Genomic DNA, 17,573 nt, shown 5'->3' with positions numbered 1-17,573 from the left:
CGGTATGGAAATTCATCCGCCTGGCGAGACGCGCCTCACGCACCGCGCGCCCCGCCTCCGCGCCGGACGCGCCCACCGAGAACACCCCTGAACACCCCTGAACGCACCTGAACGCACCTGAACGCACCTGCCGAAATCCGTACGCCACCTCAGCGCCGAACGTGTCCGCCCCCGCCACCTCAGCGCCGGATGTGTCCGTCCCCCGTGACGATGTACTTCGTGCTCGTCAGCTCCGGCAGCCCCATCGGCCCCCGCGCGTGCAGCTTCTGCGTGGAGATGCCGATCTCGGCGCCGAAGCCGAACTGGCCTCCGTCGGTGAACCGGGTCGAGGCGTTGACCGCGACCGTCGTGGAGTCGACCAACTGGGTGAAGCGGCGGGCCGCCTGCTGCGAGGTGGTGACGATGGCCTCGGTGTGGCCGGAACTCCACAGCCGGATGTGCGTCACGGCCCGGTCGAGGGAGTCCACGACGGCCGCGGCGATGTCGTACGACAGGTACTCGGTGTCCCAGTCCTCGGCCGTGGCCTCCACGACGGTGGCCCTGGAGCCCTTGGCGTAGGCGAGGACGCGCTCGTCGGCGTGCACGGTGACCCCGGCGTCCGCGAGGGCGTCCAGGGCCCGGGGCAGGAACTCGGGGGCGATGTCCTGGTGGACCAGGAGCGTCTCCGCGGAGTTGCACACGCTGGGCCGCTGCGCCTTGGAGTTGATCAGGATGTCGATCGCCATGTCGAGGTCGGCGTGCGCGTCGACGTACACATGGCAGTTGCCGGTGCCGGTCTCGATGACCGGGACGGTCGATTCCTGGACGACCGTGCGGATCAGCGAGGCGCCGCCGCGCGGGATGAGGACGTCGACCAGGCCGCGGGCGCGCATCAGCTCGCGGACGGACTCGCGGCCCTCGCCGGGGACGAGCTGGATGGCGTCGGCCGGCAGCCCGGCGCCGCCGACGGCGTCGCGCAGGACCCGGACCAGGGCGGTGTTCGACTCGAACGCCGAGGACGAGCCGCGCAGCAGCACGGCGTTGCCGGACTTCAGGCACAGGGCGGCCGCGTCGACGGTCACGTTCGGGCGGGCCTCGTAGATGATCCCGACGACGCCGAGCGGGACGCGGACCTGGCGCAGGTCGATGCCGTTCGGAAGGGTCGAGCCGCGGACGACCTCGCCGACCGGGTCGGGCAGCGCCACGACGTCGCGTACGTCCGAGGCGATGGCGCGCACGCGCTCGGGCGTGAGCGTGAGCCGGTCGATGACGGTCTCGCTGGTGCCGGCCTCGCGGGCGCGGGCGATGTCCTTGGCGTTGGCGGCGACGATCTCGCTCGTACGGACCTCCAGCGCGTCCGCGATCGCGAGCAGCGCGTCGTCCTTCTCGGCCCGCGGCAGGGGCGCGAGGTCGGCGGCGGCGGACTTCGCGCGGTAGGCGGCCTGGGTGACCGGAGACATCGAGTCGTACGGCGAAAGCGTGGTCATGTCGGCAGCGTAATGCTCCGAACGGGTCTGTTCAGCCCATGTCCCAAACCCCGAGACACACGGCGAAGGTGGCTCAAAAGGGATGAACGCCGACAGGTGTGGCCGGCAGCGGCCCGTACCCCTCCGCGATCCGCTGGTGGTAGGTCTCGCGGTCGATGACCTCCAGGCCCACGATCTCCCACGGCGGCAGCTTGGCGGTCTGCCGGTGCTCGCCCCACAGGCGCAGCGCGACGGCCGCCGCGTCGTGCAGGTCGCGGGCCTCTTCCCAGTAACGGATCTCGGCGTGGTCGTTGGCGTACCGGCTGGTCAGCAGAAAGGGGTGGTCGTGGGCGAGCTGCTCGAGGCCGCGCCTGACCTCCTTCAGCGGTGCCTCGTCACCCGAGACGCTCAGCGTGACGTGCCACAGCCGGGGCTGGTCGGCCGGTTTCTCGCTCTCGTACGTGTCTCCGGCCGCGACGCTCGTCAGCGCCCGTTCCTCACCCACCGCACGGGAGGCGGCACCACCGCGGGACGCCGCCGCCCCAGGGCGCACTTGTCTCACGACGGCCTCCTTTACGCAATGGTTGGTGATGAATCTCGGGGTCCCCCTGAAACAAAGTTGAGCAGGTGGGGCGCCGTCGCGTGGCGGTTTTACGGAACGTCCCCCGGCGGGGGACGGGCTTTCGGACGTTTATGGGGCAACTCCACGACAACTGCACATGCAGGTGCACGAGGTCCAGCACGTGCGGGACCTCGAAACACCTACGGGTGGAGGAGGACGAGAGCGTCCCTGTGTACGACTTCGCGTTCGTACGCGGGCCCCAGCTCGCGCGCCAGGTCCCTGGTCGAGCGTCCGATGAGCTGGGGGATCTCCTTGGCATCGAAGTTCACGATCCCCCGCGCGACCGCCCGCCCCGTGCTGTCGCGCAGCTCGACGGGGTCACCCGCGGTGAACTCACCCTCGACGGACGCGATACCCGCGGGCAGCAGCGAGGTGCGGCGCTCGACGACCGCGCGCACCGCCCCGTCGTCCAGGGTGAGCGCGCCCTGCGGGGTCGAGGCGTGCTGGAGCCAGAGCAGCCGGTCGGCGGAGCGGCGGCCGGTGGGGTGGAAATACGTGCCCGTGTCCCGGCCCGCGAGGGCGTCGGCGGCGTGCACGGCGCTGGTCAGCACCACCGGGATGCCCGCGCCGGTCGCGATCCGGGCCGCCTCGACCTTGGTGACCATGCCGCCGGTGCCGAGGCCGGCCTTGCCCGCGCTGCCGATGTCGATGCCGTCGAGATCGGACGGCCCGCGTACTTCGGCGATCCGCGACGTACCAGGTCTGCTGGGATCGCCGTCGTACACGCCGTCCACGTCGGAGAGCAGGACGAGGAGGTCGGCGCGTACGAGGTGGGCGACGAGCGCGGCGAGCCGGTCGTTGTCGCCGAAGCGGATCTCGTCCGTGGCGACGGTGTCGTTCTCGTTGACGATCGGCAGGGCGCCCATCGCGAGGAGCTTGTCGAGGGTGCGGGAGGCGTTGCGGTGGTGGGCGCGGCGGCTGGTGTCGTCGGAGGTGAGGAGCACCTGTCCGACGCGGATGCCGTGGCGGGCGCAGGAGGCGGTGTAGCGGGCGACCAGGAGGCCCTGGCCGACACTGGCCGCGGCCTGCTGCCGGGCGAGGTCCTTGGGGCGGCGGCGCAGCCCGAGCGGGGCGAGCCCGGCGGCGATGGCGCCGGAGGAGACGAGGACGACTTCCCGCTCGCCGCCGCCGCGCACCTTGACCAGTACGTCGACGAGGGCGTCGACCCGGTCGGCGTCGAGGCCGCCCGCGGCGGTGGTCAGTGACGAGGACCCCACCTTGACGACGATCCGGTGAGCCTGCGCCACGGCCTGCCTTGCCCCTGCCACCTGCGTGCATCCCCTCGCGTTCGGTCCGGCTGCCCCGCCCGGCAATTTACGCGAAGGGGACCGGGCATCGCGCATCGGTCCACTTCCCGGACAGGCGTCTTGCGCCGTTTCGTCCGGTACGCGGGCCTCCCGGACGCAAAGGGCCCGCCTCCCGGGGTAGATCCCCGGGAGCCGGGCCCTGCGGCACACACTGAGCGGCAGGTCAGTCCTGGACCGCCGGCTCGCCGGACTCGTCGGTCGCCCCGCGGCCCGGCAGCGCGCTCGCCAGGTTCATGGCCGTGGCCGAAGCGGCCGAGGCGTCCGGAGCGGAAGCGTCCGGCTCCGGGGCGCCAGGAGCCGGGACATCCTCAGCCGAAGCGCCCGAACTGGCGGTCTCCTGGCCGAGGTTGCGCTTCTCGGCCTTCTGCGCCAGTTGCCGCACCGCGGAGTTGAACTGGTCGATCGAGGTCGGCTCGTCGGGGCCGAGCAGATACCGCTTCAGCTCCTGTCGTTCGGCGGCCTGCGCGTCGGCCGCCGGGTCGCGCACCGCGGTGAGCAACTCGGTCAGTTCGGCAGCCGAGTTGGACAGGATCACGGCGGCCCGCACCGCGGTGTTCTGCCGCTTGAACTCCTCGACGCCGAGCTCCGCGGAGTCCGTGACGGCGTACGGCTTGCCGCTCGCGATGAAGTCGGAGACCACGCTGGAGATGTCGGAGACCATCGCGTCGGAGACGTTGAAGCAGTCGTACAGGCGCGGCTCGGCGCCCATGATGACGCGGTGCTCCCACGTTCCGGCCGACCGCCAGTACGCGTCGTCCCACTCGGCGCGCAGCCGCAGGATCTCGGCGTGCTTGGCCACGTCGACCATGCCGTCGCGCGTGGCCTCCGCCTCGTCGCCTGCCTCGGTGCCGCCGGTCAGCTTGGCGAGGCGGGCCTCGATGCGGGTCAGTTCGGCCTGCGCCGCGCTCCGGTCCGCGCCGTCGGCGGCGAAGCGCGGGTCGGCGGCGCGCTCGGCGGCCGCCTTCACGATCAGCGCGACGATCCGCTCGTGCGCGGTCTTGGCCTGCGCGCTGACGGTGCCGGTGAAGGGGTGCGGCTTGTAGAGGACCCGGACCGGCGGGTCGGCGGCGAGCAGCCCCCGCACGATGTTCTGGCCCGCGAGCAGGAGCGAGGTGTTGCCGGGGTTGCCGTCCCAGCCCTCCCAGGTGGGCGCGTACAGGACAGTCGGCATGCCGCCGTCGGCGGCTCCCTCCGGCGCGCCCCGCCAGGTCTGGATCGGCGCCAGCTGCGGGCGGCCGACCTCGACGATGTCCTCGTCGCGGACGCCGACGTCGGCGATGGCGTAGCGGTCGCGGCCCGCGCGCCCGGCGGTCCACACCTCGTCGTACGCCTTGCTGAACGGGTTGACGCTGGCGAGCTTGTCGCTGTCGCCGTGGCCGATGAAGACGTGCTTCATGGTCGGTACGCGCAGCAGGTGGATGTTCTTGCCGACGTTCGCCGCGTACAGCGCGACCCGCACCGTGGACAGGTCCATGTTCATCAGGTGCACCCCTCCGGGCACGCAGACGACCGGCACGGTGGTGGGCGCCATGAGCTCCAGGATGGCGCGTTCGCGGAGGATGATCAGCGGCCGGGTGTCCAGCTGCTCCATCGTCTCCAGCCACATGTTGACCTGGTACGCCGAGTCCTTGGAGCCCGAGAAGTAGAGCGCCGTCTCCGGGCGGTACTCGCGCAGCCAGGCGTCGGCCGCCGCCAGGACCTCGTCCGCGTTCGGCGGGGTGCTCTTTCCACGGACGTACGGGACGAGCACGGCGACGTAGGCGAAGGCCAGCACCAGTGTGATGCCGATGCCGACGAACCCGTACACGGACGAGTCGGTCGCCGCGGTGACGAGCACGCCGACGACCGCGGCCAGGTCGAGGTGGAGCATCTTCTCGGCGGACCGGTCCAGCAGGCCGTTCGGGGGCGCGTCCGGGATGCGGATGCGGGACCCGAGGTCGACGTTGCGGGTGGCGACGGGCATCTTGCGGCGCGACCGGATCAGCGTGACCAGCGCGCTGTGCGGGGCCTGGAAGCCGAAGAAGGTCAGGAAGCCCGCGATCGCCGCGTAGAAGACGATGGTGTCGGCCAGGTCCAGGCGTGCCAGGAGCAGCACCAGGAGCAGTTCCCGGATCAGGAACCTGATGGACAGACCGGCCCGCACCTTGCCGAGGCGGTTGATGAGATAGCTGCCGCGCCGGTGCAGATAGTGGTCCGCCAGATAGGTCACGGCGGCCGCGGCCGCGAAGGCGGGGACGCTCGGCAGCAGTGCGGCGAGCATCAGGCAGGGGAAGCCCAGCATCATGAGGGCCGCCGCGGCCAACTCGGCCGCACTGCCCACCCGGGCAACGCGAATAGCGGTGGAAATCACGAAGGAACCTGCTCTTGGGAGTGAGTGCGGGTTTGATGCCAAAAGAAGAGAGTTTGAAAATTTACGGATTCAGGCCTCTGCGAATGCGCGGAAAACACGCAACCACAGAGGCCTGAATTCTGAAGATCGATTAATTGATTATGCCACGCCGTCCTGGCGGTCGAGAACACCGGCCAACGCCGCCTCGAAACCGGAGGCCTTTCCGGCTTCGGCCGTCGGATCCTGCTGACGGACGTCGATGACGTGCCCGGTGAGTTCGGAGAGCAGAACGTCGAGCGAGGTCCGCGCGACGGCCTCGGAGGAGAGCAGCGAACCCGCGGGCTCCTGCCCGAACGCCTTGGTCCGCATGGGGGTCGCGGTGCGCTCGGGGTTGATGCAGTTGACCCGGACACCGTCACCGGCCCACTCGTCGGACAGCGCCTGGGTGAGGTTGACCATGGCGGCCTTGGTCGAGGAGTAGAGGCTGTACTCGGCACGCCCGCGGGTGTAGCTGCTGGACGTGTAGAGGAGCAGTTGGCCCTTGGTCTCGGCCAGGTACTTGTACGAGGAGCGGGCGATCTGCACCGGCGCCAGATAGTTGACCTTCAGCGCTTCCTCGATGGTCGCGTTGTCCGTCTCGGCGAGTTTGCCGATGCGCAGCACGCCCGCGGTGTTGATGACGTAGTCGATGCGCCCGGTCTCCGCGTACGCCGTGGACAGCGCGTCGTCGACCTCCTCCGGGTTCTCGACATGCGTGCCGGTGGTGGAGCGGCCCAGCGCGTACGCCTTGGCGCCGTAGCTCTCGGCGAGCTCGGCTATGTCCTTGCCGATGCCGTACGAACCGCCGAAGACCACGACGGTCCTGCCGGTGAGCAGCTCGCGGTAGGCGGCCTCGTCGGCCTGCTCCGGCGCGGCGGTGGAGGCGAGCTGGAAGAGCTTGTCGGCGAGGAAGACGTCGACGGGCTGGGTGACCTTCATGTTGTACTCGTCGCCCGCGACGACGTGGATCGGCACGTCCGGCAGGTACTTGAGTACGACGCTGCAGTCGTCGGTGGCCTGGAAATTGGGGTCGTTCGCGGCGACCTCGTAGGCCCGGCGGATGGTGGACAGCTTGAACGCCTGGGGCGTCTGGCCGCGGCGCAGCCGGGAGCGGTCCGGGATCTCGGTGATGAACTCGCCGTCCTCGCCGTGGGTGCGGGTCACGATGATCGTGTCCGCGGACGGGATGGCGACGTCGACGGCCTGGTAGCGCTCCAGGGCGGTGACACAGTCGTCTATGACACGCTCGGACAGCAGCGGGCGCACGGCGTCGTGGAACAGGACGTTGGCGTCCTCGCCCTCGGCAAGGCCCTCGCCGAGAGCCGCGATGGCACGCTCCGTGGTCTCGTTCCGCGTCGCGCCGCCCTCGATGATTCTCGTCACCTTGGCGAAGCCCGCCTTGGCGACGATCTTCTCGACGTCCGCCACATAGCCCGGCGCCATCAGCACGATGATGTCGTCGATCGAGCCGGCCTTCTCGAAGGTGGCCAGCGTGTGCTCGATGACCGCCTTGCCGGCGATCTTCAGCAGCTGCTTCGGAATCGACAGACCGACGCGCTGACCAGTCCCACCGGCAAGGATCACTGCGGTGGTACGGGGCTTGGCAATGTGCTCAGACACAGGCGACCTACCTTGGGGCAACAGGGAACGTTTGAATGGTCCCACTTTCGGTTACCGCCATGCAAGGTGAGCGACGTCTGCTGCATATGTGCGCGCAACCGATTATTCACCTTGCATGCAGGACTCTTCCCAGCGGCCGAACCGGATTGTCCGGATTTGCTGTGAGTAACTGCACACGATTTCCGTGCGCCCTTCGCGGCGGCGCCGGACGCGGACGCCGACAGCTCAGGTCCGCTTCAGCCGCCTGAGGACCCGGTGGCCCAGCACCCGCACGAGTTCCCTGGACGGGGTCTGGTGAACCGTACGTGCCGGGGCCTGGCGCGCGGGTACGGCGGCCGCGGCGGCGAGCGCGCCGTACAGCGCCTGGGCCGCCACCTCCGGGTCGATCCGCACGGGCACCGGCTCCGCGCTTTCCGCATTCCCAGTGCTTTTCGCAGCGGGTACGGCGGACAGCAGCGCCGGATCACCGAGTACCCGTACACCCATGGTCCCGATCCGCTCGGTCATTTCCGCGCCGATTCCCGCGGCCGCCTCCAGCGCCCATGCAGGCGTGCTGATCCGTGCGTCTTCCGGGGCCGGGCGGCAGGTGTTTTTCATATGCAGGACCGCGCCCCCGCGGACGAGCTTGGAATACAGCTCGTCGGGCAGGCCATTTCCGCGGAATTCCCTGTTGAGCTTCCGCAGCATTTCGGTCTCGGCCAGCGTGAGGGAGCGGTTGACCGTGTCCGGATCCGGCACCAGAAGACCGCTGGGCAGACCGAGGAGGGATTCGAAGGTACGCATGAGGCCGCCCCGGTCACTGTCGTCGACCACGACGACGGTGAGGTTCTCGGCGCCGACGACCCGCACCCAGCGCTCGACGAGCCGGTCATGGCGGTGCCGCCGCCAGAAGCTCGGGTTGGGCTTCTCGTACGGGGCTTTGCGCAGCATGTGGGTGAGCCAGTCCTCGTAGCCCATGCGCAGCCCGTTCTGCACGTACTGCTGCCACTGCGAGGGCATGATCTTCGCCAGCGGGCGCAGGGTGATCAGGACGTGGACACGGTCCCGGCCCAGGTCGTCGACGATCCGCGCGATGGTCTCGTCGTCCGGAGCGTCGGCGAAGAACTCACTGCTGACCACCGAGGTGCGCTTCCCGGTGGCCCCCACCAGCTCCACGAGCCGCAGCCAGTGCTTCTCGGTGGGCCGGGTGTCGCCGATCATGCCGGACCGGGCACAGACCGCGAGCGCGGCCTCCATGGGGTGTCTGCTGTGCGCCGGGAAGTCGATGCCGTGCCCGGCCATCGCGTCCTTCGCGGCGAACAGCGCGCCCTGGATCGAGGTGGTCCCGGTCTTGTGGGGCCCTATGTGCAGCAGCCGGGTGCCTACGGGAAGCGGTGCCGGCGCGGCCGTTTCGACGGCCGTCTCGTCAGATGTCGAACAGTCGATCTCCATGGTAAGAGGACGTTAAGACCAGATGCTGAGGGGACACTGAGAATGCCCTGGGACTCAGGTGAGTCCCAGGGCATCGGGTTGTTCGCGGGAGTGGGCCCCTGTCGGCACGTTCCCGCCTGCCTCGCGGGCGGACGCCGGGAATGTGACGACAGGACCTAGAACGGCTTGAAGTCGTCGTACTCCTTGTCCGACTCGTCCCGCTCCGCCTGCCTGTCACGGCGGCGCTGCTCGGCGGGCCGCGGAGCTTCGAGGCGGTGGTCCTCGCCACGACGGCCCAGCATCTCGGCGCCGGCCATGACCGTGGGCTCCCAATCGAAGACGACCACGTTCTCCTCCGGGCCGATGGCGACGCCGTCGCCCGAGCGGGCGCCCGCCTTCATCAGCTCCGTCTCGACGCCGAGGCGGCTGAGGCGGTCGGCGAGGTAGCCGACGGCCTCGTCGTTGCTGAAGTCGGTCTGGCGGACCCAGCGTTCGGGCTTCTCGCCGCGGACGCGGTAGAGGCCGTCCTCCTCGCGGGCGACGGTGAAGCCGGCGTCGTCGACCGCCTTCGGGCGGATGACGATCCGGGTCGCCTCTTCCGCCGGCTTGGCGGCACGTCCCTGCGCGACCACGTCGGCGAGCGCGTAGGACAGCTCCTTGAGGCCCGTGTGGGCGACCGCGGACACCTCGAAGACGCGGTAGCCGCGCGACTCGAGCTCGGGCCGCACCATCTCGGCGAGGTCCTTGCCGTCCGGTACGTCGATCTTGTTGAGGACGACCATGCGCGGCCGGTCGCCGAGGCCGCCGTACTGCTTCAGCTCCTCCTCGATGATGTCGAGGTCGGAGACGGGGTCGCGCTCGGACTCCAGGGTCGCGGTGTCCAGGACGTGGACCAGCACGCTGCAGCGCTCGACATGGCGCAGGAACTCCAGGCCGAGACCCTTGCCCTGGCTGGCGCCGGGGATGAGCCCGGGCACGTCGGCGATCGTGTAGACCGTCGAACCGGCCGTCACCACACCGAGGTTGGGGACGAGGGTCGTGAAGGGGTAGTCCGCGATCTTCGGCTTGGCGGCGCTCAGCACCGAGATCAGCGAGGACTTGCCCGCGCTCGGATAGCCGACGAGGGCCACGTCCGCGACGGTCTTCAGCTCAAGGACGATGTCCTGGAGGCCACCGGGCACACCGAGCAGCGCGAAGCCGGGCGCCTTGCGGCGGGCCGAGGACAGCGCCGCGTTGCCGAGGCCACCGCGGCCGCCCTCGGCGGCGACGTACGAGGTGCCCTGTCCGACCAGGTCGGCGAGGACGTTACCCGCCTTGTCCTGCACGACCGTGCCGTCCGGCACCGGCAGGACCAGGTCCTGTCCGTCCTTGCCGGACCGGTTGCCGCCCTCGCCGGGCTTGCCGCTGGTCGCCTTGCGGTGCGGGGAGTGGTGGTAGTCGAGCAGGGTGGTCACGGACTGGTCGACGACGAGGATGACGTCACCGCCGTGGCCGCCGTTGCCGCCGTCCGGGCCGCCGAGCGGCTTGAACTTCTCCCTGTGTACGGAGGCACAGCCGTGACCTCCGCTACCCGCGGCGACATGCAGCTCGACGCGGTCCACGAAGGTGGTCATGGGATGTGCCTCCAGTTACGTACGGAAAGTCTTTAAGTCTTTGGGATGCCGCGCCCACTCTTAGGGCCTCATCCATTGAAAACACGCGAAAGGCGGACCCGCTTCCCGTGGGGGAAGTGAGGTCCGCCTCGCGAAAAGTACCGGTCAGGCGACCGGAACGATGTTCACGACCTTGCGGCCACGGTGGGTACCGAACTCCACCGCACCGGCGTCAAGGGCGAACAGCGTGTCGTCCTTGCCACGGCCGACGCCGTTGCCCGGGTGGAAGTGGGTGCCGCGCTGGCGGACCAGGATCTCACCGGCGTTGACGACCTGACCGCCGAAGCGCTTCACGCCGAGCCGCTGAGCATTGGAGTCGCGACCGTTCCGAGTGGACGATGCGCCCTTCTTGTGTGCCATCTCTCCTCAGTCCCTTACTTCGCAGCCGCGGGGATCTCAGTGACCTTGATCGCCGTGTACTGCTGGCGGTGGCCCTGACGACGGCGGTAACCGGTCTTGTTCTTGTACCGAAGGATGTCGATCTTGACGCCCTTGTGGTGGTCCACGATCTCGGCCTGGACCTTGATCCCGGCGAGGACCCACGGGTCGCTGGTCACGGCTTCGCCGTCGACAACGAGCAGCGTAGAGAGCTCTACGGTGTCGCCTACCTTGGCAGTGGAAATCTTGTCAACCTCAACGATGTCGCCTACAGCAACCTTGTGCTGGCGACCACCGCTGCGCACGATGGCGTACACGCGGATCTCACTCTCTGACTCGAAGCGGGACCCTCGCAGTCCAGCCGCACGCGGGGCGAGCGGCCTCTCCCGAAGACCGGGAGGCTTCCGGAAGAGCCCGGAAGGAAGGGTTTACGAGGGGCGTAGCGCGCAATGAACACGCCGACGGTCTAGGTTACGGGGCGCCGGTCGGGGGGTCAAACCGGGTCCGGGCAGCCGCCGCCCCGCGAAATCAGGTGCGTACCCCTCGGGCCGGACGCTCTCGGCCCGAGGGTCGAACCGGTATCAGCGGTCGAGCCGGTATCAGCCGGTCACTGCCTCGATGCGGCGCCGGATGGGCGCGAACGCCGAGCGAGGGCGCCGCAGATTACGGGCCCTGACCAGGGCCGGCCAGAAGTCCGCGTTGAGCAGGGCCTCGCCCTGGATGGCGTTCTTGCGTAGCAGGACTTCCTCGGGGACGACCTGCGGGTCGTCGGCGCGGTACTCCTCCATGATCTTGTCGTAGTTGTCCTTCAGCACGGTGCTGGTCGGGTCCGCCCCGAAGATCGCGACGACACCGGTCGGCTTCGTGTCGAGTTCCACCACAACCAGGTCGGGGCGGAAGCGCCTCAGCACCTGCGTCACCTTGAACACGTCGCCGGTCCACATCCCGGTGTGCCGGTCGCGGGCCGCCTCGTCGACGTCGCGCGGCAGCATGTCGTCCAGCACGATCACACTCGACCAGCGCGAGTGCCGCTCGACGTTCATGAAGTCACGCAGTGCGAACTCGAAGAGGTGCATGCCGTCGATGAACGACAGGTCCAGGGTCGGCTCACCCCCCAGGAGGTTCAGCGGGTCACGGCGGGCGAGCGCGCGGAACGGGTTGCGCCCGTTCCGCAGGTGGATCAACGGGTCCCTGCGCTCGAAGAAGGCGTCACTCGTGGCCTTGACCAGGTGCACATCGCAGCTGACCTCCGACGTCACCTTGAATGCCGGATCGATGGCGACCGTGGGTACTCGGGACAGCGTCAGGCTGCGGCCGTCATTGACTCCGATCTCAAGGTAGTTGCGGGGTCGATACACCTTGTGCAGCTGGCGAAGAATTCCGTGCCGATCCACGTAGAACGCGCCCTTCACTGGCAGTTGAGGAGATGACGATCCAACGGAAGCTAGCCGGGAGTTGACCGGGGAGTAAACACCTACCTGCGGGTAACTTCAGCGCTTGTGAAGGTCCGTGCGATAGGCGACGCAGTCCTCGAATCTGGGGAGCAGTCCCTGCGTCGCCGCGTCCGCCAGCGTCGGAGCGGCGGCATCCTTGTCCGACAGCAACAGCTCCACGTCCGTCGGCCATTCGATGCCCAACTCGGGATCGAGGGGGTGGATGCCGTGCTCCCGCTTCGGTGCGTAGCCCTCGGAACACAGATAGACGACCGTCGCGTCGTCGGTCAGCGCCAGGAAGGCATGCCCGAGACCTTCGGAGAGGTAGACCGAGGCGTGTGTTTCGTCGTCGAGCCGGACCAGCTCCCACTGCCCGTAGGTGGGGGAGCCGACCCGTATGTCGACGATGGCGTCGAGCACGGCACCGCGTACGCACTTCACGTACTTGGCCTGGCTCGGCGGCACATCGGCAAAGTGGATACCGCGCAGGGTTCCGCGGCGTGAGACCGAGCAGTTGGCCTGGGCCAGGGACAGGTCGTGCCCGGTACTCGCCCGGAAATCCGATCCGCCGAACCACTCGTGGAAGCTACCGCGCTCGTCCGGAAACACGTTGGGCTCGTAGAGCCACGCGCCTTCGATGGAGAGGGGTTTCATGATGTAGCGAGACCTCCGGGTCAGGATGCGAGAACTCGTTTGACCTTCTTGGCGACTCTGCGCCAAGTGGCCTGGGATCCAGCTGACTTGTCCGGCACCTTGTGCATGTTTCCGCCGATGTCGAGAGCCAGCCGCCCGTCCCGGGTCCAGTAGGGGGCAGCCTGGATGTTCTGGCGCTGCGACCGCTCACCGCCGCAGGGCAGCAGTTCACTCACCGGGCCGCCCTCGACACGGGCCATCCGCTCGATCCCCAGCAACTGGACGTTGACGTGAACGTCGTAGAGCCCCTTGGGGAGCCGACCGCCACATGCGGCGGTGTCGGGGTCGATGCGCAGGGTTCCCTCGATCTCCACAGTCCCGTCCGCGGCGACAGTCACCTTCGAATCGACTTCAGGGAACCAGGCCTGCGACTTGTTGCGCTGACGCAGCTGGAAATCTATGGCCGCACGGTTCTCGATGTCCTTGAAGGACCAGTCGGGCCCGCCGTCGATCCCATGGACCAGGGCGAGGTCGAGGCCGTAGCCGTCGCTCAGCTTCCTGACCTTCACCGGGGCACCGTCCTCGTACCGCAGCCTGGCACGGAACGGCGCCACCAGCACACCCTTCCGCCAGCGCACCGGTCCGCTGAACTCGACCTCGCTGATGGCGTCGCGGTAGCGCTGGGCCACCTTGCGCAGGTCCTCGACGCGGTCCGCCTCGAGCAGTTCGGCGCGGAACCGCCACAGCGGCGGCAGCCCCTCACGGACGGAATCGGTGTACTCCTCGACGACTACCTTTCGGGCCGCCTCGTAGTGCCCCATGCTGAAGGGATCGCCCTTCAGGAATCCCTGCGTGGAGGTGTTCCGCAGGACTTCGACCCGGTAGTTGCGCGTCAGGAAGGCGTCGCGCGCCGGTCCCGGGGTCGTGTTGGCCTTGACGATCTGTGCGGTCTTGGCCAGCCACGGGTAGTAGTCCGCCGGCTCGGTCCTGCTCTTGCTGTTGTTGCTGCCGTCGTCGCGCTTGCTCCAGTCGTAGCAGACGACATCGCCGACGATCGTGATGTTCTTGGCGAGCGGATAGGCCTTCGCCAGGAACATCTGGTCCTCCAGGCGACAGCGCCCTTCCTGGAAGATGATCTCGTTGTCGACCAGGAACTTGCGCCGGAACATCTTGTGCGGAGTCAGCGTCTCGTACAGCTCGGCGAACTCCGGGCCGGTCCGGTCGACCGACTCCCGGAAAAGGCGAATGGGGCCACGCATATTGCCCTTGACCTTACCGACGACGATGTCGGAATTGTTCCGCAGGGCCCGGTCGTACATGACCTCCAGCGCCTTCGGGCCCAAGCCGTCGTCCTGGTCGAGGAAATGCACGTACTCGCCGACCGCGTTGGCGACACCGACATTTCGGGGACGCCCGGGCCAGCCCGAGTTCGGCATGGAGAGCACTCGGAAGTTCTCGGTCTTGTCGGCCACCTCATGGAGCCGCTCCGCGGAATCGTCGGTCGACCCGTCGTCGACGAAGATCACCTCGAGCTCGTCCTGCGGCAGTGTCTGCTTAAGGATCGAGCTGATCGGGCGCTCGATGTACTCCCCCGCGTTGTAGACCGGGATGATGATGCTGACCTTCACGGTCATGAGTTCCCCTCCTGGAGCTCGGCGGCCAGCACGGGCATCGCCGAGCTGAGTCCTTCCGACCAGTCGCGTATCGGTTCGATGCCGGCCTGCTGCCAACGGTCGTGACCCAGCACGCTGTACGCGGGCCGGGGCGCGGGGCGGGCGAACGCCGCGCTGGTGGTCGGCCGGACCCGCGCCGTATCGGCGCCGAGCAGCCGGAAGATCTCGCGGGCGAAGCCGAACCAGGTGGTCTCGCCGCTACTGGTGCCGTGATAGACACCGGCCGGAGCGGTGCCGGCCAGCGCAGCCTGGCCCAGCAGGACCAGCCGGTCGGCCAGATCCACCGTCCAGGTGGGCTGCCCCCGCTGGTCGTCGACGACGTCGAGGGTGTCCTTGACGCCCTCCAGCTTGATCATCGTACGGACGAAATTGCCGCCGCCCGCGCCGTACAGCCATGCCGTACGGACCACGAACCCGCTGTCGGGAAGCGTCGAGAGGACCGCCTGCTCGCCTGCCAGTTTGGTACGGCCGTACGCGCTGCGCGGGCCGGTCGGGGCGTCCTCGGCGTACGGCTTGTCGGCGTCGCCGGGGAAGACGTAGTCCGTGGAGACGTGCAGGAGTACGGCGTTCAGCTCGCGGCAGGACTCGGCGAGGTGGCGTGCGCCGTCGCCGTTGATCCGCAGCGCGTCGTCCTCACGGGTCTCCGCGTCGTCGACAGCCGTCCAGGCCGCGCAGTTGACCACGACGGACGGGCGGTGCTCCGCGAGGACCGCGCGCACGGCGGCGGGGTCGGTGATGTCCAGCTCGGTGCGGGTGACCGCGACCGCCGGGACACCGGCGTCCGCGAGCCGGGCCAGGACATCCTGCGCGAGCATCCCGCCCGCGCCGGTCACCAGCCAGTTCCGGGTGTCGCTCACAGGGCCGCCCGCTCCTTCAGCGGCTCCCACCACGAGCGGTTCTCGCGGTACCACTGGACCGTCTCCGCGAGCCCCTGCTCGAAACTCTTGCGCGGGACGTAGCCCAGCTCCTCGCGGATCTTCGTGCAGTCGACCGAGTAGCGGCGGTCGTGGCCCTTGCGGTCCTCGACGTACTCGACGCTCGTCTCCCAGTCGGCGCCGCACGCCTCCAGGAGCAGCCCGGTGAGCTCCTTGTTGGAGAGCTCGGTGCCGCCGCCGATGTTGTAGACCTCGCCCGCGCGGCCCTTGGTGCGGACCAGCTCGATGCCCTGGACGTGGTCGTCGATGTGCAGCCAGTCGCGGACGTTGCCGCCGTCGCCGTACAGCGGGACCTTCTTGCCGTCGAGGAGGTTGGTGACGAAGAGCGGGATGACCTTCTCGGGGAAGTGGTGGTGCCCGTAGTTGTTCGAGCAACGGGTGACGCGGACGTCCAGGCCGTGGGTGCGGTGGTACGACAGCGCGATCAGGTCGCTGGACGCCTTCGCCGAGGAGTAGGGCGAGTTGGGCTCCAGCGGGTGCGTCTCGGGCCAGGAGCCCTCGTCGATCGAGCCGTAGACCTCGTCGGTGGAGATGTGCACGAAGGTCTTGATGCCGGTCCGGTGCGCCGCGTCGATGAGCGTGTGGGTGCCGACCACGTTCGTACGCACGAACTCCGCGCCGCCGTCGATGGAGCGGTCGACATGCGACTCGGCGGCGAAGTGCACGACCTCGTCGTGCTCGGCCATCAGCTTGCCGACCAGCTCGGGATCGCAGATGTCGCCCTGCACGAAGGCGAATCCGGGGTGCGCGCGCACCTCGTCGAGGTTGGCCGGGTTGCCCGCGTACGTCAGCTTGTCCAGGACGGTGATCGAGACATCACCGGGACCCTGCGGGCCGAGCAGCGTACGGACGTAGTGGGAGCCGATGAAGCCGGCGCCGCCGGTGACGAGAATCCGGGTCGGGCGCGCGGGAGAAGAAGGGGTGGTCATGAAGAGATCTGTACCTTGCTGTGGTCACCGAGCACGAGCCGGTGGGCTGCGGGGTTGCGGGGGGCCGGCGTGACTTCGACATTGCGGCCGATCAGCGAGGCCTCGACACGGCGCACGCCGGTCACGGAGGAGCCGCGCAGCACGATGGAGTACTCGATCTCGCTGTCCTCGATCCGGCAGTCCTCGGAGACGGAGGTGAACGGACCGATGTACGCGTCGCTCACCACCGTGCCGGCGCCGATGATCGCGGGTCCGACGATCCGGCTGCCGCTGACCCGGGCACCCGCCTCGATGCGCACCCGGCCGATGATCTCGCTCTCCTCGTCCACCGTGCCCTCGATCACCGGGTCCACGGTCTCCAGGACGGACCGGTTGACCTCCAGCATGTCGGTGACGTTGCCGGTGTCCTTCCAGTAGCCGGAGATCGTGGTGGAGCGGACGTCACGCTTCTCGTCGATCAGCCACTGGATGGCGTGCGTGATCTCCAGCTCGCCGCGCCAGGAGGGCTCGATGGAGCGGACGGCCTCGTGTATGGCCGCGGTGAACAGGTACACGCCGACGAGCGCCAGATCACTCTTGGGCTTCTTCGGCTTCTCCTCCAGGCCCACCACCAGGCCGGCGCCGTCGAGCTCCGCGACACCGAAGGAGGTGGGGTTGGGGACCCTGGTCAGCAGGATCTGCGCGTCGGGCCGGTCCGCCCGGAACTCCTCCACCAGGCCGGTGATGCCACCGACGATGAAGTTGTCGCCGAGGTACATGACGAAGTCGTCGTCACCGAGGAAGTCCTGTGCGATGAGCACGGCGTGGGCGAGACCCAGCGGCGCGTCCTGCGGGATGTAGGTGACCTTGATCCCGAACTGGGAACCGTCGCCCACCGCCTCGCGGATCTCGTCCGCGGTGTCTCCCACGACGATCCCGACCTCGCTGACGCCGGCTTCGGCGATCGCCTCCAGGCCGTAGAAGAGCACGGGCTTGTTCGCGACCGGTACCAGCTGTTTGGCCGACGTATGCGTGATCGGGCGGAGGCGGGTGCCCGCTCCCCCGGAGAGCACGAGAGCCTTCACTTGTTGCCCCCAGATCCAATGTTCATACGGGACAGATATCCCATTTTTTCTTAGTTTGACGTCAATCTCGCTCCTCATCTTAGCCCGACCGTGCATCGCCGATT

General features: G+C 68.6%; 15 protein-coding genes. All 15 read right to left on the bottom strand.

Annotation, left to right across the window (positions count from 1 at the left end; genetic code table 11):
- Window positions 1-179: 179 nt before the first annotated feature.
- Window positions 180-1,466 carry a glutamate-5-semialdehyde dehydrogenase gene (locus ACFYPC_RS07440; RefSeq protein WP_388672276.1) on the bottom strand — a complete coding sequence of 429 codons (1,287 nt, stop codon included), beginning with the start codon at window positions 1,464-1,466 and terminating at the stop codon, window positions 180-182.
- Window positions 1,467-1,539: 73 nt separating this feature from the next.
- Window positions 1,540-1,998, bottom strand: coding sequence for a hypothetical protein (locus ACFYPC_RS07435; RefSeq protein WP_365441819.1), 459 nt, complete (start codon window positions 1,996-1,998; stop codon window positions 1,540-1,542).
- A 209-nt stretch (window positions 1,999-2,207) separates the two neighbouring features.
- Complete coding sequence (gene proB, locus ACFYPC_RS07430; RefSeq protein WP_388672273.1) at window positions 2,208-3,314, bottom strand: glutamate 5-kinase; 1,107 nt, start codon at window positions 3,312-3,314, stop codon at window positions 2,208-2,210.
- 223 nt (window positions 3,315-3,537) lie between these two features.
- Entirely contained in the window at window positions 3,538-5,724 is a 2,187-nt protein-coding gene (locus tag ACFYPC_RS07425) for a hypothetical protein (protein ID WP_388672270.1), read from the bottom strand.
- Window positions 5,725-5,862: 138 nt separating this feature from the next.
- Window positions 5,863-7,362: a D-ribitol-5-phosphate cytidylyltransferase gene (locus tag ACFYPC_RS07420; protein WP_388672267.1), complete on the bottom strand. Its 1,500-nt coding sequence runs from the start codon at window positions 7,360-7,362 to the stop codon at window positions 5,863-5,865.
- 225 nt (window positions 7,363-7,587) lie between these two features.
- A complete protein-coding gene (locus tag ACFYPC_RS07415) occupies window positions 7,588-8,793 on the bottom strand; it encodes a hypothetical protein (protein ID WP_388672264.1) in 1,206 nt (401 codons plus the stop codon).
- 155 nt (window positions 8,794-8,948) lie between these two features.
- A complete protein-coding gene (gene obgE / locus ACFYPC_RS07410) occupies window positions 8,949-10,385 on the bottom strand; it encodes a GTPase ObgE (RefSeq protein ID WP_388672261.1) in 1,437 nt (478 codons plus the stop codon).
- A 144-nt stretch (window positions 10,386-10,529) separates the two neighbouring features.
- Complete coding sequence (rpmA, locus tag ACFYPC_RS07405; RefSeq protein ID WP_028802588.1) at window positions 10,530-10,784, bottom strand: 50S ribosomal protein L27; 255 nt, start codon at window positions 10,782-10,784, stop codon at window positions 10,530-10,532.
- A 14-nt stretch (window positions 10,785-10,798) separates the two neighbouring features.
- Entirely contained in the window at window positions 10,799-11,119 is a 321-nt protein-coding gene (gene rplU / locus ACFYPC_RS07400; protein ID WP_081221565.1) for a 50S ribosomal protein L21, read from the bottom strand.
- 282 nt (window positions 11,120-11,401) lie between these two features.
- The gene (locus ACFYPC_RS07395; protein WP_388672257.1) at window positions 11,402-12,196 is read right to left on the bottom strand and encodes a class I SAM-dependent methyltransferase; all 795 of its coding nucleotides are present in this window, start codon (window positions 12,194-12,196) and stop codon (window positions 11,402-11,404) included.
- A 96-nt stretch (window positions 12,197-12,292) separates the two neighbouring features.
- The gene (gene rfbC / locus ACFYPC_RS07390) at window positions 12,293-12,889 is read right to left on the bottom strand and encodes a dTDP-4-dehydrorhamnose 3,5-epimerase (RefSeq protein WP_388672255.1); all 597 of its coding nucleotides are present in this window, start codon (window positions 12,887-12,889) and stop codon (window positions 12,293-12,295) included.
- A 20-nt stretch (window positions 12,890-12,909) separates the two neighbouring features.
- Window positions 12,910-14,502, bottom strand: coding sequence for a glycosyltransferase family 2 protein (locus ACFYPC_RS07385; RefSeq protein WP_388672252.1), 1,593 nt, complete (start codon window positions 14,500-14,502; stop codon window positions 12,910-12,912).
- Window positions 14,499-15,398, bottom strand: coding sequence for a dTDP-4-dehydrorhamnose reductase (gene rfbD, locus ACFYPC_RS07380; protein WP_388672249.1), 900 nt, complete (start codon window positions 15,396-15,398; stop codon window positions 14,499-14,501). The genes ACFYPC_RS07385 and rfbD overlap by 4 nt, the downstream gene beginning before the upstream one ends.
- Entirely contained in the window at window positions 15,395-16,405 is a 1,011-nt protein-coding gene (gene rfbB, locus ACFYPC_RS07375) for a dTDP-glucose 4,6-dehydratase (RefSeq protein WP_388672246.1), read from the bottom strand. The genes rfbD and rfbB overlap by 4 nt, the downstream gene beginning before the upstream one ends.
- On the bottom strand, window positions 16,402-17,469 hold the full coding sequence (locus ACFYPC_RS07370; RefSeq protein WP_388672243.1) for a glucose-1-phosphate thymidylyltransferase: 1,068 nt from the start codon (window positions 17,467-17,469) through the stop codon (window positions 16,402-16,404). The genes rfbB and ACFYPC_RS07370 overlap by 4 nt, the downstream gene beginning before the upstream one ends.
- Between the last annotated feature and the right edge of the window lie 104 nt (window positions 17,470-17,573).

Source organism: Streptomyces sp. NPDC005808 (assembly GCF_042871385.1).
Lineage (GTDB): Bacteria > Actinomycetota > Actinomycetes > Streptomycetales > Streptomycetaceae > Streptomyces.
The sequence above is the reverse complement of the archived record's forward strand: the minus strand, read 5'-3'. Positions and strand labels throughout refer to the sequence as shown.